The following is a 22,556-nucleotide window of genomic DNA, read 5'->3' on the forward strand; positions in this document are numbered from 1 at the left end:
ATCTTTTTATGATGTAAAAAGAGGTTATTAAACAAAATCTTATTCCACTGTTTTTTTGAGCTTTTCAGCAATATAAAAATGAACCTTGAGCCAATATTGCCCTTTGAAAATTTTTTGAATTTTGGAGCATCATTAAAAAAGAATACAATGAGTAAAACAATTTTAATTACAGGCGCAGCAAGCGGATTTGGAAAGATTGCTGCTTTCGAACTTGCTAAAAAAGGGCATCAGGTAATTGCTACTGCACAGATCTATCCTCAGATGAGTGATTTAATCCGTGAAGCCAAGGAACATGGAATAACTTTGATCGTGGATAAACTGGATGTAACCAACCCAAGAGATGTAGAATATATTGTAAAGAAATACAATGATATAGATATTCTTATCAGTAACGCCGGAATTATGGAAGGAGGTCCCATTGCAGAACAACCGGTAGATATTATCCGTTCTATGTTTGAAGTGAATGTTTTTGGTGCGTTGAATCTTGCACAGGGTTTTATCAAAAAATTTGTTGAAAAGAAAAGCGGGAAGATTGTTTTCACCTCTTCAATGGGAGGTTTATGGACTGTTCCTTATGTTGCCGCTTATTGTGCTTCAAAACATGCGCTGGAATCTATTGCAGAAGGTTTAAGAACTGAACTTGCCCCATTCAATATCAAGATTGCAACCTGTAATCCGGGTGTATTTGGAACAGGTTTCAATGACAGGGGAGTAGATTCTATTTTCCATTGGTATGATCCGAAAATCAATTTCACTCCGGAATCTGCTTTTGATGGAGCTGCAGAATCTTTAGCGCACCAGCTTGATCCTCAATCTATGGCTGAAGTAATTGTAAATGTAGCTTTAGATGACAACAGTAATTTCAGGAATGTACATCCAAAGGAGACTGAAGATTTTGTAAAACAGCTTCAGGCAGATGCATGGAACACAAAAAGCTAATCATATGGAACTGAATTATAAAACTGCCGAAAAAGTCTTACATGCAGCAAAGGAAAAAGCATTATTGATGAATATTCCTGTGAGCATTGCCGTGGTAGATAGCGGTGGGCATCTTATCGCATTAGCCAGACTGGACAGTGTTTATGGAGTGATTGATTTTGCCCTTAAAAAAGCAAGAACGGCGGCTATGTTTGGAGTTAACAGTGATATCATAGGAGGAATCATTTCAGAAACAGGCGTCCATGGCTATGGAATGCTAAATTCTAACGGTGGGCTTCTGACGATCGCAGGCGGTGTCGTCTTACAAGATAAATCCGGAAAGATTATTGGTGCAATAGGTTCTTCAGGCGGAACTCCAGAACAGGATAAAGAAATTGCCGAGGCAGGAGCGCAGGCTATTGCGTAAATTTCAGATATTTGTATCATGGAAAATACTTCTGAAATCATATTTGATAAACTGGTTTATTCATGCGCCTTTGAATCTTACAGAGGTCATGAAGAGTTTATTCCTGATTATTTTCTGGGTTTTCAGATTTCAGGAGAAACGCATGCTTTTCATGAACAGGGGAAAACGGTGATCAAAGAAAATACAGTAGTTCTGGTGAGGAAAAATCAACTGATCAGAACGATCAAATATCCTTCCGCTAACGAAAAGTATCAGTTTATTTCTATTACGATTGATGATGAAACATTAAGACAGTATGCCACGGAGAACAGAATCGCAGCAAATACACCTTTTCCGGGTAATCAGCGGTTGTTTTTTGAGCCTGATGATTTCTTTGGGAGTTATTTTGCTTCTCTTATTCCTTACATCAATAAAACAAAGGAAATTCCTCCGAAGTTAGCGGCCTTAAAAGTGAAAGAAGCCATAGAGTTACTTTTGCTGAGCAATCCGGATTTTAAAAATCTTCTTTTTGATTTTTCCGGGCCTCATAAGATTGATCTTGCAGAGTTTATGAACAAAAACTATATGTTCAATGTTTCCGTAGATGCTTTTGCAAGGCTTACGGGACGCAGTCTTTCCGGATTTAAAAGGGATTTCAGTAAAATATTTAAAATGGCTCCCAAACAGTGGCTGAAAGAAAAAAGACTGAAGGAAGCCTATTATTTGATTAAAACTCAGGATAAAAAGCCTTCAGATATTTATCTTGATCTGGGCTTTGAGAATTTATCTCATTTTTATTCTTCTTTTAAAAAGAAATTCGGAGTAACGACTACGGAGCTTTAAGCATTGCTGGTTTGCCGTAAATGCAAAGACACAGGAAATACTCTTGTGTCTTTGTATTTAGCTTTATGTAACGAATAAAACATTCAATAAATATTTGATTAAAAATACTACACAGGAACCGGATTATTTTTCAAAATCATAAAAGTTGATTCCTGTTTCTTCATTTTTAATTTTTACAACTCTCGTTGCCAAAGGGTAAAAAATAAATTCTCCGGCACCCTGAATTTTTGCCTCCAGAAGGTGTCCGGCCAAAGCTGTGTAATCTTGTCTTCCGAGCGTAATGTGAAGGTGCGGGGTTTGTTTTCCTTCTATTTCAGAAACATTTCCGGAAATATTGACGACTTCCATCTGTTCTTTGAAGGTCCTGTCCACATATTTTTTGGTGGCCGGATTAAAGAAACGGAGAGTGGCTTCACTCACAGCTCCTATTCCTGTTACTTCTCCCGCCCGGATATTCTGATTCTGAATAAAGTCGGTTAAAGTTTCTACAATATTGGACTGATTTTCAATACTAACAATGTAAATATGATTCACTTTCCTTGCAGACCAATGGTTTCCTTTATAATTCATGATTTCCATATTATTGTATTGTTTTCAAATAATTGATGATTCCTATAACGTCATCCTGACCGAATCCTTTATCATGTGCATTCTGATAGGTTTGAACCAGAGCCTCAGACAGAGGATAATCGGCACCTGCATTTTTGGCAAGAAGGATATCTTTCAGCATCAGGTCAAGGGCAAATGCCGGAGCGTACTGATCGGCAGTCAGCATAGGAGTTTTTACTTTGGTTGCCCCGCTTCCGCTCGCACTTTCGTTGATTATTTCCAACATGTCTGATCTTTCAATCCCCAGCTTTCCGGCCAATAAAACTGTTTCTGCAAGCCCCTGATAAATGGCAGACAGAAAATAATTGACAGATAATTTTCCCGCAATACCTTTTCCGTTTTCACCTAAATGTTTAACAGATTTTCCCATTTTCAAAAGGTAGGGCATGGCCCGCTGAAGGTCTTTTTCTTCACCTCCTGCCATAATGATCAGGGTTCCTTCCATTGCCGGCTGGGTGCTTCCTGCTACAGGTGCATCAATAAAGGAGGCCTCTTTTATTTTCACAGCAGCAGATGTTGCTGCAGACGCTTCGGGTGAGATCGTACTCATATCTACAAAGAGCTTCCCCTGAATATTTAGTGGAAGAATTTCTTCGTATACCGCTTTTACAGCAGTGTCGTTGGTTAGCATTGTGAATATAATATCACTGTTTTGTACAAGATCTTTAATCTGGGTGCAGACTATAGATTTTTCCTCAAAATCTTTGGCTTTTTCAGAAGATCTGTTATACACTGAAAGCGGCAATCCTGCTTTTTCAATATTCTTTGCCATAGGATGCCCCATATTTCCTAATCCGATGAATCCGATTTTTTCCATAGTATGTTTTCTATTTTTTATTGAGTAAGTTTAATATCCTGATTGAAGAAGAGTCCTCTGAAAGGAGATCAATGAGTATATAAAATACGTTTGTTTTGCAGCAAAATATCGACCAAACAATCCCTTTACCCAATTAAGTTTTAATTATATTTTTATCCATAAGCTTTTAAAACCGGATAAACTTTCAGAAATTTGCAGCAAATAAGAATTAATGAAGATCGTAGATATAGACAACTGGAACAGAAAAGAACATTTTGAATTCTTTTCTAATATGGCAAGCCCTTATTTTGGATTTACAACGGAGGTGGACTGCACAAAAGCTTATGATACCGCCAAAGAAAAAGGGTATTCATTTTTTGCCTATTATTTTCACAAATCTATGGTGGCCGTTAATAGAGTAGATGAGCTGAAACTCAGAATTATTGATGGGCAGGTGATACAGTTTGACACCGTTCATGCCGGCAGTACGATCGGAAGACCGGATGGTACTTTCGGTTTTTCATTCACTCCTTTCTCAGAAGATTTTGAAACATTCAATGCAGCGCTACAGGAGGAAATAAAAGGAGTCCATGAAACCACAGGTTTGAGATTAAGCAACGGAAGACTGGGAAAAGATCACATCAGACATACTACTATTCCATGGAATTCATTCAGTGCGATATTGCATCCTACAGATTTTAATACAACAGAATCAGTTCCAAAAATCGCTTTTGGAAGATTCAATATCCGTGGAGGCAGAAAATATCTACCGGTGTCTGTTGAAGCACATCATGGTTTGGCAGACGGTATTCATATAGCAAGATACCTGGAAGAGTTCCAGAAAGAACTGGATCAGGAATAAGACATAAAAACAAAAGCTGGGCTTAAAACCGGCTTTTGTTTTTAATAATAAATCTTCCCGCGTTCTATTTTCAAGATCTGATTCTTTTCCATCTGTTTTATGGTCCGTATAACAGTTTCCACACGTAATCCTGTCAATGAGGCAAGCTGCTGCCGGGTAAGAGGAATCTGGAAAGAATAAGGCTTTTTATCATCATGATAACTTTTCAGATAATCCATCAGTAGTTTTAGCCTGGAAACCGGATTTTGAAAAGAAAGGTTATAGAGCATGATATATTTATAATACATTCTTTCTGCAAGGCACTGATAGATATTTAATGAAATTTCGGGATTATCCTGGATCAGCTTCAGAAAGTTCTGTCTTGGCATGATGAAAATACCGGAGTCTTCCATTGCAATGGCATTCATCGGGTAGGGCCGGTCTACAAAAAGTAAGGATTCTCCAAAGCTATGGCCGTCTGATAATATATTCTGGATAAACTCTTTCCCGTCTTCCATATAATTATTAAGCTTAACTTTTCCTTTTTCAATCTGGAAATAATACATTGGCGAATCTTCTTCCCGGAAAATAATATCTTCTGCTTTATAGGTTTTAATTTCGGCTCCAAATGAGATGAGCAAATTTTCAGTGATCATAGTTCTTATTTATTTTCAGCTAAAATTTTAAATACTCTTTAAGAGACTTTTAATGTTTTAAAATTTATAATAATAAAGGAACTGTGATTTTCTTTATTTCCCATGCAATGTGGTACCATTCATGTACCACATATAGTCACTTTTTTCTGAGTAATTCTTTTGTTTAAATATTGATCCAGATCATAAAAAGTAACTTGGATAATCCATTACATTTACAACCCACTAAAAAGTAACAGTGCAAACAATGGGAAACAGGCTGATAAAAGCTGTTAGGAAATTTTTATTAAAAAAATAACGTGGTATCTATGTGGTACACGCTTTTAATAAAATTTTAATCATTTTTTCTTTCTTTGCCAATGTAAAATTGATATAAAATTCACATGTGGAATTTTTTAACATGATTATTCAATAAATATAGCCTATATACTATGAAACATTACATTATATTAATTAAAAGCATCAGAATTTTGAATACATAAAAATCAACCTGCTCCCAATAGTAAATCAGCAAAATACAGATAGAAAAGAGAAAAAAGACTTTGTACTGATATGCGCAAAAGATGCCGTATCTGAAATAAGTAGAGATGAGAAAGTATTATGAAAAATAAAAAACCTGAACCGAACATAGAGGATTTGAATCAAAAGATTCTTGTACAAGACGAAATTATGGCTCTTGCTAAAGCAAATTCTCCACGACTGCTGAATAAATTCAGACTCGTCTATCCCGATTTTTTTAAGAAGTTATCTGCTATACAGCCTGCACTAAAAAATTCTGAATTGATCTTTTGCATTTACCTTAAGCTCAATATGACCACAAAGGAAATTGCAACCTGCATTTTTGTAACCCCAAAAGCGATACAAAACAGGAAAAACAGGATCAGGAAAAAACTGAATATTCCTTCGGAATTTGATATCTATAAATGGTTTAATGAAATTTAAACCATTTTTTGTTTAAACTTCTACAATAGTTTTATCCAAATCGTGATACAAAAGAATTTTCCAACGGTTTTCTCTTGCTTCTTTTTCCCATTTCAGCCGTAATTCCATTGCCTTTCTACCGTCAAAATCACTTTTGTACGCTAAATGATATTTTAAATAAGAAGCCTGCGGGAGGTCATCAGCACCATAGAAAACAGTTTCATCATTTTCTCTGATCCAGAACACCTGCATAAACGGTGTGTGTCCGCCTGCAACTTCATAGGAAATTTCATCTGTGATCTCTCCTTTATCATCATTCATCCACGTGATATTCGGGAGCTGAATCAGTTTTTCCAGGATCTCAAAATCAAAAGACGGATTGCCTTTATTTTCCATTGCAAAATCCAGTTCGCGTTTCTGTATGTAAATCTGAGCATTTGGAAAAGCGGCCTCAAAACCATTTTCCGTGAACTTCACAGCTCCTTCAATATGATCTTTATGAAGATGAGACAGCAATAACCTGGTGACTTGTTCAGGACGGATGTTTTCCTTTTCAAGAATTTCTGAAACCACAGTTGTTCCGGTACTGTTTTTCCAGCCAATGCCGGCATCCAGAAGGATATGGTCATTTTCAGTGATGATAAGAAACGGTTGAACCGACATTTTGATTCCTCCAATCTTATCAAAATTTTCTTCTGTTAAAAGCGTAAAATCCTTGGTTTTGCTTGCCGAAAAATTGCCTTCTTTAAGTGGAATGATTTTCATGATGCAAATTTCCTTATTATTTCCAAGATTCAAAAAGTTTTTCGTCAATATATATTATCCATAAAAACAATCAGAAAGGCAGAATGCTGAAATCATTCTACTTATCTCAGAATCACATAGCATTCGTGAAAATGTAAAAGAAAAGAGCAGATTATTTCCTTTTTTAATGGTTATCTTTGATCTCTTAAAAATCTGAAAGTATGCATCGTTATCTGCTTTCAGACTGCTTTCAATTCAAATAAAAACTTTATACGTAATGCAGGAGAATTCTTCCAATGGTATTTCCCGGACTGTTATCTGGCTTATGGCCGTTATTTCCGGACTCGTGGTGGCGAACAATTATTATAATCAGCCTTTACTGGCCCTTATTTCAGAGGAACTGCAGGTTTCTGAGAGTGCAGCAGGTAAAATTTCTGTACTGACTCAGATCGGTTATGCGTTAGGGCTTTTGCTGATTGTTCCGTTGGGAGACAAATTTTTCCGCAAGAAACTCATTTTAATTGATTTGTTTCTTGTTTTCGGATCACTTTTATGGATGACTTTTGCTACTCAATTATGGATGTTGTATGCAGCCAGCTTACTGATCGGGACAACTTCAGTTATTCCACAATTATTTGTTCCTATTGCAGCGGAGCTTTCTTCAGATAAAGAAAAATCCTCCAACATCGGGTTGGTAATGTCCGGATTATTACTCGGGATTCTTCTGTCCCGCTTTGTGGGAGGAATTGTAGGAGAAGTCTGGGGCTGGAGAGCCATGTTTGGAATTGCGGCAGGGTTAATGATCATTGTCTGGTTAGCTGTCTATAAAATGCTTCCGGAAATGTCGCCCAATTTTAAAGGTAGCTATAAAGAGCTGATGCAGTCTGTAGCTCATCTTGCAAGAACACAGCCTGTTCTTCAGCTGGCATCATTCCGTGGGGCAATGGCATTCGGTTCTATGTGTGCTTTGTTTACCACATTGGTTTTTCATATGGAAAAACCACCTTTTAATGCAGGTTCTTCTGTCGTGGGAAGCTTTGGATTAGCCGGGGCTGTAGGAGCTTTAGCTGCTGCTAAGGTGGGAAAACTTCAAAAGTATCTGGATATTAACAGAATTATCTTGTATTCTTTACTGATTGTCATCGGAAGCTGGGGCTTTACCTACTTTGCAGGTGAAACCTATTGGGGACTGATTGTAGGTGTAATTCTTGTAGATCTGGGAGTACAGTCAAGCCATATTATGAACCAGACAAATTATTTCCTTATCAGATCAAATGCAGTTAACAGACTGAATACAGTGTATATGGTTTCTTACTTCATTGGAGGATCACTGGGAACATGGCTGGCTTCTATTGCCTGGCAAAAGGCTCAATGGACCGGCGTATGTCTTGTAGGAACTGTATTCGGAGTACTGGCTTTGATTGCCCATATTTTGTTTTCAAAAAAAGTCAATAAAGCAAACGCAGAAATGTAATTTTTTATATTTATGATTCGTTTAAGAAGCGGGATTTTATCAAAGATAAAATCCCGCTTCTTCTATTTTCAGGTTTATTCAATTTCCGGATCTGCAGATTTTATAATTATTACTCTTCAATTGTTTCCTGTAGCATCATCATTTGCCTGTGTTTTCCACCCCATTCATCCAACTGTTTCCAGATCGGGATCAACTCTCTGGCAATAGCTGTAAGCTCATAATCTACCCTTGGCGGAACTTCTGCGTGAACTGTTCTCTTTACTAAGCTTTCTTTTTCAAGCTCTCTCAGCTGAAGGGTAAGCATTCTTTCCGTTATTCCTGAAATAGAGTTTCTAATTTCACTGAAACGCAATTTCCCATCTTTTAATTTATTTAAAATTATCAGTTTCCATCGCCCACCGATTTTACATACTGCATAACTCAGATCACATTCCTGTATATACTGTCTGTTGATATTATTCGTTGAATTTTCTTTTATCTTGCCCATTACTTACAAATTTGTTAGTACCATACATTTAGCTGTATACAATGCAAATGTAAGGTTTGAAATTTAATTTTGTTCACCAAACAGAAAATATACTGCGATAGAAGGATAATAGCGCTCATGTCCTCAGCAGAAATAATAACAACTTAAATCAGATTAAAAAATGCAACTTACTTCTAAAATAACACAAATTTTAAATCATTTAGAAACGATTCAACCTTTCAATCCTCAGAATTCTTTAGATGGTGCGAGAAAATTTCTTGAAACCATGTCTCTTCAGCTTAGTGGTAAAAAAGAATCAGTTGCCATGATAGAAGAACTCAGTATTCAACAGGAAAACCATCAGATTCCTATCCGGATTTATCGTCCTCATGGAAGAGATACTCAATTGTCATCGGCTATTATTTATATTCATGGAGGATGGTTTATTGCAGGAGGATATGAGACTCATGATGCTGTAGTCCGTAAACTGGCTAATAAAACCGGCTCTGTAGTGATATTTATAGATTACCGTCTTGCTCCGGAACATCCGTTTCCTGCTGGTTTAAATGATTGTATCGGTGCTGTAAACTGGATATTTGAAAATGCGGAATCTTTAGAAATTGATCCTGATAAAGTAGGAATTATAGGAGACAGTGCAGGTGGCGCTTTGTCAACAGCAGTTTCCATCCAGTTAGGGAAACAGTTGAAATTTCAGGTCTTGATTTATCCTGCGGCAGATAATCAATTGAATTCAAATACATGGAAAACGTATGAAAACGGTCCGGTCCTTACCAAACAGGGTGGTATAGAGGCCTGGGCAGGTTATCTTCCGGAAGAGGAAAAAAATAATCCTCTTGCCATTCCTGTTTTGATTAAAGATTTTAAACAAACACCATCCACTTTAATCATTCTGGCGGAGCATGATCCTTTACTGGATGATGGCAAACAGCTTTCTGAAAATATGAAAAATGCAGGCGTTGACCTTAAAATAAGCCTTTACAAAGATATGGTGCATGGTTTTATGCATATGGGAGAACTGTTGGAAGAAGTACAGTCAGCTGTAGATGAAATGGCCGTTTTTGCCCATCAAAACTTAAAATCTGGAGAATAAAGTGTCATGAAGAAATATGCATACATTGGATGTCTGGGATTTATAGCCGTCATTACAACAGAATTTGGTGTCATCGGAATTCTTCCGCAAATTGCAGAACATTATAAAATCAGTATAGACAAAGCAGGGTATCTTCTAAGTGCTTTTGCATTGGTAATTGCTCTTACGGGGCCTTTTATGACTTTGCTAACCTCAGGTATTGACCGTAAAAAGATAATGCTCGCTGCCATTTTCATGTTTCTGGTTACAGGATTTGTATCTTCTTTTTCGCCTCCTTTCTGGCTGTTGATGCTGGTAAGAATTTTACCCGCCTTTCTTCAGCCCGTTTATATTGCGACCGCATTATCGGTAGCAGTATCTCAGGCGGATCACAGGAAAAAGAACGAATTGATGGGAATTGTTTTTAACGGAGTAGCCATTGCTATGGTGACTACAGTCCCTTTTGCCACATGGATTGCCGGTCTTTGGTCATGGGAATATTCATTCATGATACAAACGCTGGTTAGTTTGATTGCTTTGAGTACCATTTATTTTCTTCTCCCACCGATGCCTGTGAAAGAGAAAAAATCCTATGGAAATCAGATCAGAATATTGAAACAGCCACCATTTATCCTGAGTACTCTTACTAATTTTTTCATGATTACAGCATGGTTTTCTACCTATAGCTATTTTGCAGATTATCTGAACAAAGCAAAGGGAATGGATACTTCAATGGTAAGTTATATGCTTCTGTTATTTGGAATTATCGGAATAGTTGCCAATGGTGCAGCCGGAAAAATGCTGAACAGAAATGTGGCGGGCACAACCGCTTTTTTCCTTTCCGGAACTATTGTAGTGCCTTTTCTTTTATATTTTTCTGATGGTAATTTATTCGCTACTATTGCAGTAATCGGAATCTGGGGATTTTTGTATTCGCCAAGCTTCCTGAATGCATCTACCTATATGATCTCTTCTGTACCTTACTCCCTGGAATTTGCCAACAGCCTGGCGACCTCATTCGGAAATCTGGGAGTAACACTGGGAACCACAATAGGAGGGTGGATTATCATTACGAAAGGAGTGGAGTATATTCCCTGGATAGGTCTGATCTTTGGTCTGCTGGCATTTTTAATGATGATCCTAAAAGAAGTATCAGAAAAACGCAGCCAAGTTCTTCCCACCTGTCAGGATTAAACTGTAATAACTTTTGTTACATTAAATAAAATACCCTATCTTTGTACTATTAATTTGATTTAAAATTAAATACAATGAAAATAGAAATCTGGTCGGACGTAATGTGTCCGTTTTGCTATATCGGAAAAAATAATTTTGAACAGGCTTTGAATAAGCTTCCTTTTAAAGATGAAGTAGAAGTAGAGTGGAAGAGTTTTCAGCTGGACCCAACTTTAGATCCGAAAGAAACTCAGGATACCATTCAATATTTCAGAGAGAAAAAAGGAGTTGCTGAAGCTCAGGCTGCTCAAATGCTGGGACAGGTTACCCAAATGGGAAGAGGAGCCGGAATTGATTTCAACTTCGGAAAAACATTGATCACCAATACATTCAGCGCTCATAAATTGCTTCATCTGGCTAAAAAACACAACAAATCCAATGAAATGGAAGAGGCATTATTTGTCGCTCATTTTATTGACGGCAAAAATGTTGGAAATACTGAAGTTTTGACAGCTCTTGCTGAAAGCTTAGGGATTGACAGAGAAGAAGCACTGCAGGCTATTACGACAGATCAACTGGATGATGAAGTGAATCAGGATATTCAGGAGGCAAGAAATAATGGCATTTCCGGGGTTCCTTTCTTTATTCTGAACGGTAAATATGCTGTTTCCGGAGCTCAGCCTGCAGAAGTATTTGAAAATGCACTCCAGCAGACTTATAAAGAGACGGTGAGCCCGTTTAAGGATCTTTCCGGTGGCGGCGGCGCTGCATGCGACGCTGATGGATGCAGTATTTAAAATATGAGGACCCCAAAATAAAATTATTTTGGGGTTTTTAATTGAACAGAGTCTTGTATCTTTGTAATACAGTAATAAAAGCTGTGTAAATTTGATTTTTCAATGATAAAAATTAACAACGAAAGTCATTATTCAATTGATGATACCCTTTTTGTTTTTGCATTAGATTCTGAAGCAGGAACTGTATTTGACGATAAAAATAAATTGATTACCGGCATCGGAAAAGTAAATGCGGCCATAGAATTAACCAAAGAAATTCACACAAGAAAACCTAAACTGATCGTGAATTTAGGTTCTGCCGGAAGCAAAGGATTTCACAAAGGAGAAGTGGTATGCTGCACAAAATTCATCCAGCGGGATATGGATGTAAGAGGACTTGGTTTTAAATTATATGAAACTCCATTATCAGGAGTACCACCTGTACTGGAATATGGTCTGAAAATGGATACTTTGAAAGAAGGAATCTGTGGTAGCGGTGATAGTTTTGAAATGAACCACTCCGAAACAGATTACAATATTGTAGACATGGAAGCCTATCCGCTGGCATTGATTGCCCAACAGGAAAACATTCCGTTTTTATGCCTGAAATATATTTCTGACGATGCAGGAAGCGATGCTGCTGACGACTGGAGTGTACAGGTACATCTCGCTTCCGAAGCATTTAAAAAAATTCTTTTTTCATAACATTTATTCTTATCATTATGAGTTCAATTATCATTAATAAAGCCTCCGCCGAAGATGTAGAAATTGTACAAAGTTTAGGAAGACAGACGTTTTCCGAAACTTTTGCAGAAAATAATACGGAAGAGGCTATGAAAAAGTATCTGGAAGAAAGCTTTAATACGAAAAAAATAAAGTCAGAGTTGAATAATCCTGATTCATTTTTCTATATTGCCTGGGAAGAAGACAATCCGGTTGGTTACCTGAAAGTCAATTCCGGAGAGGCACAGACCGAACTTCAGGATGATACCGCCCTTGAAATTGAAAGAATCTATGTAAAGAAAAGCCATCACGGTAAAAAAGTGGGCCAGCTTCTTTATAACAAGGCTTTGGAAACAGCTGAGCAACTTAAGAAATCTTATTTGTGGCTTGGGGTTTGGGAAAAAAACCTGAGAGCTTTACAATTTTACAGAAAAAACGGATTCGTTGAGTTTGATAAGCATATTTTCAGGCTTGGGGAAGAAGAACAGACGGATCTGATGATGAAAAAAGTATTGGAGTAATTTTCTTCAAAACAGAAAGATTGTATGTAACCATTGATTACATAGGGTTTCACAGATGATTATGTAATACAATCCTTTATACTTTCCAAATACCAGAATGAAGCATTCAGAATTTGTAAAACATATTAATCAGTATTATCCTTTATCTGAGGAAACGATTAAAGATTTACTGGATATCTGTACAGAAGAATATTACCGCAAAAATGATCTTCTGCTGGAATCCGGTTCTATGGCGAGATATTATTACTTTCTAAAGTCCGGAATGATAGGATATTACACAGCAGATGAACAGGGAAATAATATCTATAAAATTTTCTTTGAAGAAAACAGCTTTGTAGCTTCCACAGCAGCCATTATTAAAAACGAACCCAGCGATTTCAATATGATTGCACTGGAAGACTGCTCAGTAATACAATACCCCGCAAAAGCTTACCGTGAGCTGCTGGAAAAACACCATGATCTTGCTCTTTTTCACCTGCATTATCTGGAAAAAAACTGGGTGGTAAAAAAAGAACCTTTGGAAGTCTCTCTGAAGTATGAAACAGCAAAAAAAAGATATTTGCAATTGCTTGATAATGCATCTCTTTACAACCGATTGAAACAGCATCACATCGCTTCTTATCTGGGCATAACACCTACACAGCTTAGCCGGATCAAAAAGGAAATTAGCGGAGATAAGCACTGATTAAATTTACCATCCATTTTTAATAATCACCCATAAAGTGATTTATTTCATGTTTCTGGGATATATCATGTTATTATGTTAAATTTACATTATATCACAAATAAGAGATATAATTAAAATATTAACCAGACATGAAGTTACACCACACGTATTTCTATCATCCTGATTTTGTAGAAAATAATACAGCTGTTATTGAACATTTTGAAAACCAGGAAATTTCAATGCAAAAAATCCAGAATGCCTTAGGCAGGGCAGAACGCTTTATTGTTCCACAGAATTCCTTTGAAACTACACTTTCTATGGGAATTGAAGCTGCAAGAGAAGTTCTTAAAGGAAGTAATATTTCTATCCTCGATATAGATATTATTATTTTTGTAAGCAGTTCTCCCGAACATCATATTCCCTGTGACGCCATCCAGATACATCATGCGCTTAACGGAAAACCGGATACCTTATGTTATGATATGAACGCCAACTGTATTGGAGCGTTTATAGCGCTGGATCAGGTATCAAAATATTTAAAAGGAACCCGGTCCGGAACAAAAGCTTTGGTAGTTTGTGCCGAAAAATTTTCAAGGATATTAGATCCTGACAACCCGATTACCGCTTTTTGTCTTTCAGATTCTGCTTTTGCCTTCATCGTAGAAAATGATGGAGACGACACCTCAGGGTTATTAGATGTATTATATCATACAGACAGCAGTTTTTGTAATACCGTACTCTACCCACCTAAAGGAAATTCACGTCATGATCATGGCGATCTGACAACCTGGGATCGTATTTTTGACGGCATGGGAAGTGTCAATTTTGCACTGGAAAATATCCCCCTGTTCTTAAAGCGCAATCAGATAAGTCTGGAACAGATTGATTTGTTTTTGTTTTCACAGTTTTCTATCAAGAATATCAATATTATCCGCGATTACTTTCAGTTGCCGGAGGAAAAAATTCCTTTTTACTCTAAAGAGCTTGGGTATACCGGAGCATCCAGTCCATTTTTAGCTTTAGACCAATATCAAAAAGAAGTAAAATCATTGAAAAAAGGAGATTATATTCTTATATGGACACTGGGAACAGGCTATCAGGCAGGATTAATGCTTTGGAAATATTAATCATTGACTGATCTAATTTTATGAAAAGAATTAACAAAAGCTTCAACATAGGTTGAGGCTTTTCTCTTTTTTATGCTGCAATTTTGCTCTGTCAAAGATGCATTGGTACACAATATGTTTAAAGAAATATGATACCAGTGATTATGATTAATTAAAAATTTTTCAGCATGAAGAAGCTTATCAACATTGTAGTTGTACTGACAGCATTTGTACAGTTATCAGCACAAAAAATTATTCATCAGGAAATTTTCAGTCCGAAAATGAATAAAAAAATCAAAACAGTGATCATTACTCCCAATTTACAGCCTAATACCAGATATCCGTCTGTCTATATTCTTCACGGCTTCAGCGGTAATCCGGACAGGATTATCAAACAGGATATTCCTGATCTGGTTAAAAAAGCTCAGCAATTTAAAACCATTTATGTACTTCCAGATGGAAACTACAGTTCATGGTATGTAGACAGCCCGATGGTTAAGGATTCCCAGTATCAGACCTTTATTGGAAAAGAGCTGGTAGAATTCATTGATAAAAACTATCCTGTGAAAGCTGAGAAAAAATTCCGCGGAATTCTGGGATGGAGTATGGGAGGCTATGGAGCAACCAACATCGGGATTACGTACAACAAGACATTTGGAATCGTGGGAAGTTCATGTGGAGCACTGGATTTCAACTCGTTCGGGGAAGGATATCAGAAATATATGGTGAATAAAGTTTTAGGACCACTCGAATCCATCAATCCCAATTTCCTTACCGACAGCAAAATAAAACTGATGGCCGGAGCAGATCAGCAATATATTTTCGACTGTGGTACAGAAGACACTCAAATGATTACTATGAACCGGAATTTTCATAAAAAGCTGACTGAAATGAAGATCCAGCATCTCTACACAGAATCTTTAGGCGGACACGTTCCGGAATACTGGAGCCGATCGTTATCTGAGCAATTGTCTTTATTTGACAGATTTTTTAAACAATGAACCCTTTTTTAAGTTTCGGCTAAAGCCATTTTGAATTTATATTTAATTATTAAACGGGCTAAAGCCCGTTCCTATTGAATATTGATTAGTTTTTATATCAATAGAAGCGGGCTTTAGCCCGCTTGTTTTTTATTGTTAGTGTAATATTGGCTTTAGCCGAAACTTAATACCCCTATATCCTTGTCAAGGTTTAAAACCTTGACAAGGATTAACCAGAAAAAATCCTTTTTGAGCCATGCCCAAAAAGGATTTCGATTGATTGAATGTTCAAAAATGCCAACTAACCAGGCATTCTATTAAAAATGTTGAAAATTTTTACCCAAATGTTCCTCTATCACAAAGAACGGATCTTCCGTAAGGGTGTGTGCTCTCATATCGATGAGACTTACTTTGCTCATCATACGAAGCATAATCCTTCTTTCACATGGCTGTTCTACACCATCAATATTTCTTATTCCCGCACGGAAGGCCGATCTTCCGTGAGCACATAAGTGATTATTTACCAGAATAACATCTCCTGCCTGAGGCGTGAATCCTGAATAAATCAAATGTCTGGCTTCTTCCCAGAACTCATGCAGTGTATTCTGCGCTTCATCAGACTGTCTGATGCTGGAATTGAAAAGCTGTTCAGCAGCATCGAATCTCATGAAAGGAAGGCTGTAATTGCCATACAATACAGAATCCAGGGTTTCTTCTTCACTGTTTCCCGTTTCCAGGTTGGCGTCTTTCGGAATTTTATAAATAGGATCAAAAAGTGCTCTGTACTTTTCCCCGATAGACTCATGAGAACGGATGGAATATAACGTTGAAGGGACCTGCTCTTCATTTCTCACATACATAAAGCTTAAAAAATCAGCCTGATGTTTCAGAAAAGCGTCTTCCGTATGGACATATAAATCTGTAGAAGATCCTGATCCGGTTTGCGTTTCCTTCATTTTATCATCAGGAATGATGGCATGGATCAATCCGCCGCCTTTACGCTGTGAATAATATTGTACCGGTTTTGATGGAAGTGCGCCATGGATAAGGGCACATGCAAAGCCATATAAATTAAATTTTGAATAATCGGCTGCCTGCCAGTTGGGAGGAGTAGAGCCTATATTCTCCTGATCGATATCCATGAGTCCGGTAAAGATCAGTGCTCCATATTGATTTTTTGAAAAGTCACTCGCAAAATCAGCCGCTATATTTAAAATTCTCTCTGGTAAAAAATAAGACGCCAACTGATGGACATGTTTTATAAAATCACGGTTTTCATAAGTGTCATACTTTTTCTGAAGATGCAAAGCCGCATCTTTTATCATTCTTCTTTCCTGAGAGGTGACTTCTATGACCGTAGGAAGCAGTTTTACAGCTGTTAAACAGTCTTTATCTAAAATTTCTGTAGAATTCATTAAAAAAAATTTGGTGTTAAGTAATAATTTTTATCTTTGTTTTTAATTATTCTAAATAACAATAGCCGAGTCAAATTTAGTAATAATTACGTAATCACCAAATAAAATATAATAAAAAATGCAAAATTTAAAAACCTGACTATCAGATATATATAACCATATATCGAAAAAACCACAACAACTCACAGATTTAAAAAATCACATTACAAAACTTTTATGAACAACAATTTAATATCCCTAGAAACGCTCGCAAGCACCACTTCACCTCACATTTCGGGGAATTTTGGGAATATTTTTCATCCTGACAATTATGATCATTATCGTAATGCTGTCAACAGTACTTTAGACCTGGTTCAGGAATTTCTTCACAGAAACAACAAGCCTTTCAGTGGTATCGAAGCCAAAACAATGAAAGGAATGGTACAACAGATTGATCTTAATCAAAAACTATCCAATTATAATGAGCTGCTGGCTGAAGTAGATGAAATCTATGTGAAACATGCCACCGCTTTTCACTTACCACAATATGTAGCTCACCTTAACTGCCCCGTAGTAATTCCGGCATTGGCAGGTGAAATCCTTGTAAGCGCCATCAATTCTTCTCAGGATACTTATGATCAGAGCGCGGGAGGAACCTTTATGGAAAGAAAACTGATCGACTGGACTGCGGGTCAGATCGGATACAATACCAATGAAAGCGATGGCGTTTTCACCGCAGGAGGATCACAGAGCAACCTAATGGGATTGGTGATGATGCGTGACTGTTTTTCCCAGAAAAGATACAATCATAATATTAAAATGGAGGGTCTGCCGACAGAGGCAAGCCGTTTCAGGATATTTGTTTCCGATAAATCTCACTTCAGTAATCTGAAAAATGCATCCATTATGGGATTGGGTGAGAAAAGTATTGTTAAAGTTCCGACCGATGAACGTTTCCGTATGGATATTTCTCTTTTAAAGAAATACATTAAGAGGGAAGAGCAATTAGGAAATATTCCTATCGGAATCGTAGCGACAGCCGGAACTACAGACTTTGGAAACATTGATCCACTGGATGATATTGCCAATATTGCAGAACACTATAACATCTGGATGCATGTAGATGCCGCTTACGGTTGTGCTTTATTATTAAGTGAAAAATACCGTGATCTTATCAATGGCATTGAAAGAGCCGACTCTGTAACGATTGATTATCACAAATCATTCTTCCAGCCGATCAGCAGCAGTGCTTTCATTGTTAAAAATAAAAAAGAACTGTTGATTCTTAAACACCACGCCGATTATCTGAATCCGAAGGAAATGGACGAGGAGGAAATTCCGGCACAGATCAATAAATCCATTACCCAGAGTACAAGAAGATTTGATGCGTTAAAACTTTGGTTTACCCTAAGAATGATGGGGAAAGAACAATTGGCAGAATACACAGATACGGTGATTGATCTTACCAAAGATGCTGCAGCGATGATCTCTGAAGATGCTGATTTTGAACTCCTTTCAGATTCCGACTTAAGTGTTCTTGTTTTCAGATATGTAAATCCGGAAATCAGTGATCTGAATGCGCTGAATCAATACATCAAGATGAAACTGTTCTACAGCGGAGAAATCCTTGTAGCAAGTACAAAAGTGGATGGGAATTTCTATCTGAAGTTTACGTTCCTGAATCCGATTACGACTACGGAAGACATTCATCAAATTCTCACCACAATCAAAAATCATGGAAAAGACTTTAATTCAGAAAAATAGAACAGGAGAAAAAGCCCGGGAAATTACTTTCAGGATTCTATTGAACGGAATGCTGAGAGAACTGGGAAACGGAAAATTCTACCACGGCGTTCCGAAGTATGATCTTCTCACGGCAAAAGCTCTTCAGAACAGTGATTATTCATTGTTTATGAGAGTTGAAATGAAGAAAAGCGGACTGTTTTTATTTGCTCCGGTTTCCTATCGTTCAGAAACTCTTTTTCATGAATACGGACCTGTTTTATGGGCGGTAGATCATCAAAATCAAAAAGTTTTTGAAGTGAATGATCAAAAGCTTACTGAACTGGTTTACAAAGAACTTTCTGAGACTACCAACGAAACGGGTTTCAGAAACTTTGTGGAAAGAATTCAAAGCAGCTTAAGAAATCTGGAACAGACAACAGAAGCTTATCTTCAGGACGATCAGTTGTTGACCTATTCTTTCCTTGAATCTGAGCAAATGCTTCCTGCAGGCCACAATCTGCATCCTTTCACCAAATCAAGAATGGGATTCTCTGAGGAAGAACAGTTGTTATACGGCCCTGAATTCGGAAAAGGATTCCAGCTGGACTATTTCCTGATTCATAAAGACTGCATCACGGAAAAGTCTCTTCCGGGAATCTCGGCCAAAGAAATCTTTGAAAAATGGACTTCTTTACCGGAAAGCTACGATTTTGAAAACATCAATAATTTTTACATCGTTCCATGTCATCCATGGGAAGCACAATATCTTTTATCAACAGCAGAATACCCTGAAATGTTGGGTTCCGGGAAAATCATTCACATCGGACCTTTAGGAGAGGATTTTTATGCAACATCTTCCATAAGAACGGTGTATAATCCAGATTTCAGCTGGATGTTGAAATTTTCTCTGCATGTTTTAATGACAGGATCTGTAAGAACAAACAGCTTAAAAGATCTCAACAGAGGTTATGCTTCCGCTATCTGGTGGCAGCACGAAAAAGCTTCATTTGAAAATGACTTTCCGAATTTTAAATTATTACTGGAACCATCCACGTTAAGCGTTCATTATGAAGGGAAGAATATGGACAGTCTCAATATTCTGCTCCGTGAAAATCCTTTTTCAAATGAAGATAAAGTGATTCTGTTAGCAAGGCTTTGTCAGGATGAATCTACAGACGGATTCAATTTTACGGCGCATTTCTTTAAGAATGTTGCGAATCAACTGGGTGTAGATGCAGAAAAAGCAGCCATTATCTGGTTTGAAAAATACATAAATCTGTTGCTTTCCCCTTTGAACAGATTGTACAATCAATTAGGGATGGCGCCGGAAGTTCATCAGCAGAATCTGCTTGTACAATTGGATAATCAATTGCTTCCTCAATCTATTTATGTGAGAGACGGACAAGGTTATTTAATCAAAGAAAGCTTTAAAGGAAAATATGAATCTCTGATCAAAGATTATCCTGAAGTGGAAGATCTTTTCATCAGGGATGAGCGTCTTCTGGATATTATTTCTCACCATCTTCTGGTAAGTAACCTGAGCGCACTGATTGCTTCAATAGGTAAGACGGGACTGGTTAAAGAAAGAAGATTAATCCATATTCTGTACAGAGAGTTTGAAAATCTTCATGAAACTGAACCTTCCTCATTAACGGATTATGCTTTGAATCAAAGATATTGGGCAGTAAAATCAAACCTTCAGTCGGCGGTTGCTGATGTAGACGGAGGCGTGAACGCTTCTTCAATTGCTTATGCGAAGGTTCCTAACCTTCTTCACAAACATTTTTTCTCAGACCAGCTTATCTATCCGCAGGGAACAGAGGTTTTCTTTAAAAGGTACTTCCAGAAAGAGGATGTGACGATGAGTATGCGTCCTATTGATCTTGAAAATGACCTTGAAATGCTTCACGAATGGTTCAACCGTGAACACGCCGTTAAAATCTGGCAGATGAACTGGCCCATTGACGAATTGGAAACCTATTACAGACTGATGCTTCCAGGTGATGAAGCCCACAGCTATATCATTGCAGGAAACGATGAGCCTTCATGCAATTTTGAGGTGTATTGGGCCTGCAGAGATATTGTAGGCGATTACTACGAAGTATTGCCTACCGATTACGGAACGCACCAGTTCATTGCACCTACAGATCCTAAAAAGAAATTTGTATCTCCATCTACGCAGTCTATGGTTGACTATGTTTTTGCACAGCCACAGGTAGGAAAAATGGTAGGCGAAGGATCTGTAGACTCGCTTGCGTCTATGATGAACAAAGCCCATGTAGGCTTCAAAGTAGATAAAGTAATTGAAATGCCTCATAAAAAAGCCAATCTGAACTTCTGCTACAGAGAATGGTACTGGGAAAAATTTCCACAGAATAAAGAGGTACAAATCACCACAAACATCACAAAAAATGACTAACGAAGCCGTATACAATGTAATAGGCATAGGGATTGGCCCTTTCAATCTGGGACTTGCCGCATTATCCAATCCGATTCCGGAACTGAAAACCCTTTTCCTGGACCAGAGAGATGGTTTCGACTGGCATCCGGGATTAATGATCGACCATGTAACCCTGCAGACTCCATTTTTATGCGACTGCGTATCCATGGCTGATCCTACGAATCCTTTGAGCCTTTTGAATTATCTGAAAGAAACCGGAAGACTGTATAAGTTTTTTATCAGAGAAGACTTTTTCATTCCGAGGAAAGAATACAACCGTTATTGCCAATGGGTGATTGAACAGCTTCCACAGTGCCGTTTTTCTACTCAGGTAGTGGATATTACTTATGAAGATGGTTTATATCATGTAACGACTATTCATACCAAAACCAAAGAAACTACGGTTTTCAAAACGGAAAGATTGATTTTAGGGACCGGAACCCAACCCCATATTCCTTCTTTCATTCCGAAAGATGATTCCCGTGTTATTCACACCAGTTCTTATCTGTATAGAAAAGAGGAATTGTTATCTCAGGGAAAGAAAATTGCCATTATCGGATCCGGACAGAGTTCAGCAGAAGTTTTTTATGACCTGCTTCAAAACAGGAATGAAGAAACACATCTGGGTTGGTATTCCCGTCCGGACAGATTTTTCCCTATGGAATATTCTAAACTGACACTGGAGCTTACTTCACCAGATTATGTAGACTATTTCTATAACAGAAGCGAATCTGCAAGAAAAACAATTTTAAGCAAGCAGCAGGCTCAGTTTAAAGGAATCAATTACGATCTGATCAACGATATCTACGATTTTATTTATGATCTGAATATCGACAATGCGGATCCTAATCTTACAATTATTCCTAATAGTCAGCTGAACAGAGTAGACAACAGCAATCCGGATTTCATCAATCTTGAGTTTACCCAACTGGAACAGGAAGTACCTTATGACCAGGAAGCGGATTATCTGATTCTTGGAACGGGATACCGCTATCACGAGCCTGCATTCTTGCAAAATATTCAGGATAGAATCAAAAGAGATTCCAGCGGATTGTTTGATGTCAACAGGAATTATTCAATAGACCATAACGGGGGCGAAATTTATGTTCTTCATGCCGAAGTTCATACCCACAGTTATATTTCTACCGATCTGGGAATGGCTGCGTACCGTAATTCCTACATCATCAATGATATTCTGGGAAGAGAGTATTATAAAATTGAAAAGAAAATTGCTTTCCAGGATTTTGATGTCGAAAAATATGCTGACTTACCAACTGCCAAAATTTAATT

The 22,556-nt window shown here is 37.5% G+C and carries 23 protein-coding genes; 17 read left to right on the top strand and 6 right to left on the bottom strand.

Going from position 1 to position 22,556, the window contains the following annotated elements; all coding sequences use genetic code 11:
* Positions 1 to 147 precede the first annotated feature (147 nt).
* From FFS26_RS01685 to FFS26_RS01695, 3 genes are read left to right on the top strand one after another with little or no spacing between them, the layout of a single operon-like run.
* Positions 148 to 939, top strand: a complete 792-nt coding sequence (locus FFS26_RS01685; RefSeq protein ID WP_110008912.1) for an SDR family oxidoreductase — start codon at positions 148 to 150, stop codon at positions 937 to 939.
* 4 nt (positions 940 to 943) lie between these two features.
* The gene (locus FFS26_RS01690; protein WP_110008913.1) at positions 944 to 1,345 is read left to right on the top strand and encodes a GlcG/HbpS family heme-binding protein; all 402 of its coding nucleotides are present in this window, start codon (positions 944 to 946) and stop codon (positions 1,343 to 1,345) included.
* 18 nt (positions 1,346 to 1,363) lie between these two features.
* Positions 1,364 to 2,167 carry a helix-turn-helix domain-containing protein gene (locus FFS26_RS01695; protein ID WP_110008884.1) on the top strand — a complete coding sequence of 268 codons (804 nt, stop codon included), beginning with the start codon at positions 1,364 to 1,366 and terminating at the stop codon, positions 2,165 to 2,167.
* Between the two features lie 123 nt (positions 2,168 to 2,290).
* Here the strand turns inward: FFS26_RS01695 and FFS26_RS01700 are convergent, their stop codons facing one another.
* Both FFS26_RS01700 and FFS26_RS01705 read right to left on the bottom strand, forming a co-directional pair.
* Complete coding sequence (locus FFS26_RS01700; RefSeq protein ID WP_137904101.1) at positions 2,291 to 2,737, bottom strand: PPC domain-containing DNA-binding protein; 447 nt, start codon at positions 2,735 to 2,737, stop codon at positions 2,291 to 2,293.
* 10 nt (positions 2,738 to 2,747) lie between these two features.
* Positions 2,748 to 3,593 carry an NAD(P)-dependent oxidoreductase gene (locus FFS26_RS01705; protein WP_137904102.1) on the bottom strand — a complete coding sequence of 282 codons (846 nt, stop codon included), beginning with the start codon at positions 3,591 to 3,593 and terminating at the stop codon, positions 2,748 to 2,750.
* Positions 3,594 to 3,804: 211 nt separating this feature from the next.
* Here FFS26_RS01705 and FFS26_RS01710 point away from each other — a divergent pair, with 211 nt between their 5' ends.
* Positions 3,805 to 4,434, top strand: coding sequence for a chloramphenicol acetyltransferase (locus tag FFS26_RS01710; protein WP_110008886.1), 630 nt, complete (start codon positions 3,805 to 3,807; stop codon positions 4,432 to 4,434).
* Positions 4,435 to 4,475: 41 nt separating this feature from the next.
* On the opposite strand, the gene FFS26_RS01715 is transcribed toward FFS26_RS01710, so the two are convergent.
* Complete coding sequence (locus FFS26_RS01715; RefSeq protein ID WP_110008887.1) at positions 4,476 to 5,069, bottom strand: Crp/Fnr family transcriptional regulator; 594 nt, start codon at positions 5,067 to 5,069, stop codon at positions 4,476 to 4,478.
* A 597-nt stretch (positions 5,070 to 5,666) separates the two neighbouring features.
* Here FFS26_RS01715 and FFS26_RS01720 point away from each other — a divergent pair.
* A complete protein-coding gene (locus tag FFS26_RS01720; RefSeq protein WP_110008888.1) occupies positions 5,667 to 6,008 on the top strand; it encodes a helix-turn-helix transcriptional regulator in 342 nt (113 codons plus the stop codon).
* 12 nt (positions 6,009 to 6,020) lie between these two features.
* On the opposite strand, the gene FFS26_RS01725 is transcribed toward FFS26_RS01720, so the two are convergent.
* A complete protein-coding gene (locus FFS26_RS01725; protein ID WP_110008889.1) occupies positions 6,021 to 6,752 on the bottom strand; it encodes an MBL fold metallo-hydrolase in 732 nt (243 codons plus the stop codon).
* A gap of 256 nt (positions 6,753 to 7,008) precedes the next feature.
* Here FFS26_RS01725 and FFS26_RS01730 point away from each other — a divergent pair, with 256 nt between their 5' ends.
* Positions 7,009 to 8,205, top strand: coding sequence for an MFS transporter (locus FFS26_RS01730; RefSeq protein ID WP_110008890.1), 1,197 nt, complete (start codon positions 7,009 to 7,011; stop codon positions 8,203 to 8,205).
* 109 nt (positions 8,206 to 8,314) lie between these two features.
* Here the strand turns inward: FFS26_RS01730 and FFS26_RS01735 are convergent, their stop codons facing one another.
* Positions 8,315 to 8,692 carry a winged helix-turn-helix transcriptional regulator gene (locus tag FFS26_RS01735; RefSeq protein ID WP_110008891.1) on the bottom strand — a complete coding sequence of 126 codons (378 nt, stop codon included), beginning with the start codon at positions 8,690 to 8,692 and terminating at the stop codon, positions 8,315 to 8,317.
* Positions 8,693 to 8,852: 160 nt separating this feature from the next.
* Between FFS26_RS01735 and FFS26_RS01740 the strand changes: the two genes are divergently transcribed.
* The 8 genes from FFS26_RS01740 (at position 8,853) to FFS26_RS01775 (ending at position 15,728) form a co-directional block, all read left to right on the top strand.
* Positions 8,853 to 9,782, top strand: coding sequence for an alpha/beta hydrolase (locus FFS26_RS01740; protein WP_110008892.1), 930 nt, complete (start codon positions 8,853 to 8,855; stop codon positions 9,780 to 9,782).
* Between the two features lie 6 nt (positions 9,783 to 9,788).
* Complete coding sequence (locus FFS26_RS01745; protein ID WP_137904103.1) at positions 9,789 to 10,955, top strand: MFS transporter; 1,167 nt, start codon at positions 9,789 to 9,791, stop codon at positions 10,953 to 10,955.
* Positions 10,956 to 11,029: 74 nt separating this feature from the next.
* Positions 11,030 to 11,731 carry a DsbA family oxidoreductase gene (locus FFS26_RS01750; protein ID WP_110008894.1) on the top strand — a complete coding sequence of 234 codons (702 nt, stop codon included), beginning with the start codon at positions 11,030 to 11,032 and terminating at the stop codon, positions 11,729 to 11,731.
* 102 nt (positions 11,732 to 11,833) lie between these two features.
* The gene (locus tag FFS26_RS01755; protein WP_137904104.1) at positions 11,834 to 12,415 is read left to right on the top strand and encodes a 5'-methylthioadenosine/S-adenosylhomocysteine nucleosidase; all 582 of its coding nucleotides are present in this window, start codon (positions 11,834 to 11,836) and stop codon (positions 12,413 to 12,415) included.
* Between the two features lie 17 nt (positions 12,416 to 12,432).
* Entirely contained in the window at positions 12,433 to 12,954 is a 522-nt protein-coding gene (locus tag FFS26_RS01760; RefSeq protein ID WP_137904105.1) for a GNAT family N-acetyltransferase, read from the top strand.
* A gap of 97 nt (positions 12,955 to 13,051) precedes the next feature.
* On the top strand, positions 13,052 to 13,639 hold the full coding sequence (locus FFS26_RS01765) for a Crp/Fnr family transcriptional regulator (RefSeq protein ID WP_137904106.1): 588 nt from the start codon (positions 13,052 to 13,054) through the stop codon (positions 13,637 to 13,639).
* Between the two features lie 131 nt (positions 13,640 to 13,770).
* Positions 13,771 to 14,748, top strand: coding sequence for a 3-oxoacyl-[acyl-carrier-protein] synthase III C-terminal domain-containing protein (locus FFS26_RS01770; RefSeq protein ID WP_137904107.1), 978 nt, complete (start codon positions 13,771 to 13,773; stop codon positions 14,746 to 14,748).
* A 167-nt stretch (positions 14,749 to 14,915) separates the two neighbouring features.
* Positions 14,916 to 15,728 carry an alpha/beta hydrolase gene (locus FFS26_RS01775; RefSeq protein ID WP_137904108.1) on the top strand — a complete coding sequence of 271 codons (813 nt, stop codon included), beginning with the start codon at positions 14,916 to 14,918 and terminating at the stop codon, positions 15,726 to 15,728.
* Positions 15,729 to 16,024: 296 nt separating this feature from the next.
* Here FFS26_RS01775 and FFS26_RS01780 read toward each other — a convergent pair whose 3' ends face one another.
* Entirely contained in the window at positions 16,025 to 17,122 is a 1,098-nt protein-coding gene (locus FFS26_RS01780; protein ID WP_137904109.1) for a TauD/TfdA family dioxygenase, read from the bottom strand.
* A gap of 216 nt (positions 17,123 to 17,338) precedes the next feature.
* On the opposite strand from FFS26_RS01780, the gene FFS26_RS01785 reads away from it, so the two are divergent.
* The 3 genes from FFS26_RS01785 to FFS26_RS01795 are packed head-to-tail and all read left to right on the top strand — an operon-like array spanning position 17,339 to position 22,554.
* On the top strand, positions 17,339 to 18,865 hold the full coding sequence (locus tag FFS26_RS01785) for a pyridoxal phosphate-dependent decarboxylase family protein (RefSeq protein ID WP_137904110.1): 1,527 nt from the start codon (positions 17,339 to 17,341) through the stop codon (positions 18,863 to 18,865).
* Entirely contained in the window at positions 18,837 to 21,245 is a 2,409-nt protein-coding gene (locus tag FFS26_RS01790; protein ID WP_137904111.1) for a GNAT family N-acetyltransferase, read from the top strand. Before FFS26_RS01785 ends, FFS26_RS01790 begins: the two co-directional genes overlap by 29 nt.
* The gene (locus FFS26_RS01795; RefSeq protein ID WP_137904112.1) at positions 21,238 to 22,554 is read left to right on the top strand and encodes a lysine N(6)-hydroxylase/L-ornithine N(5)-oxygenase family protein; all 1,317 of its coding nucleotides are present in this window, start codon (positions 21,238 to 21,240) and stop codon (positions 22,552 to 22,554) included. The genes FFS26_RS01790 and FFS26_RS01795 overlap by 8 nt, the downstream gene beginning before the upstream one ends.
* Positions 22,555 to 22,556 lie beyond the last annotated feature (2 nt).

The sequence above is a fragment of the Chryseobacterium sp. 2VB genome (genome assembly GCF_005503635.1).
In the GTDB taxonomy this organism is placed as follows: domain Bacteria; phylum Bacteroidota; class Bacteroidia; order Flavobacteriales; family Weeksellaceae; genus Chryseobacterium; species Chryseobacterium cupriresistens.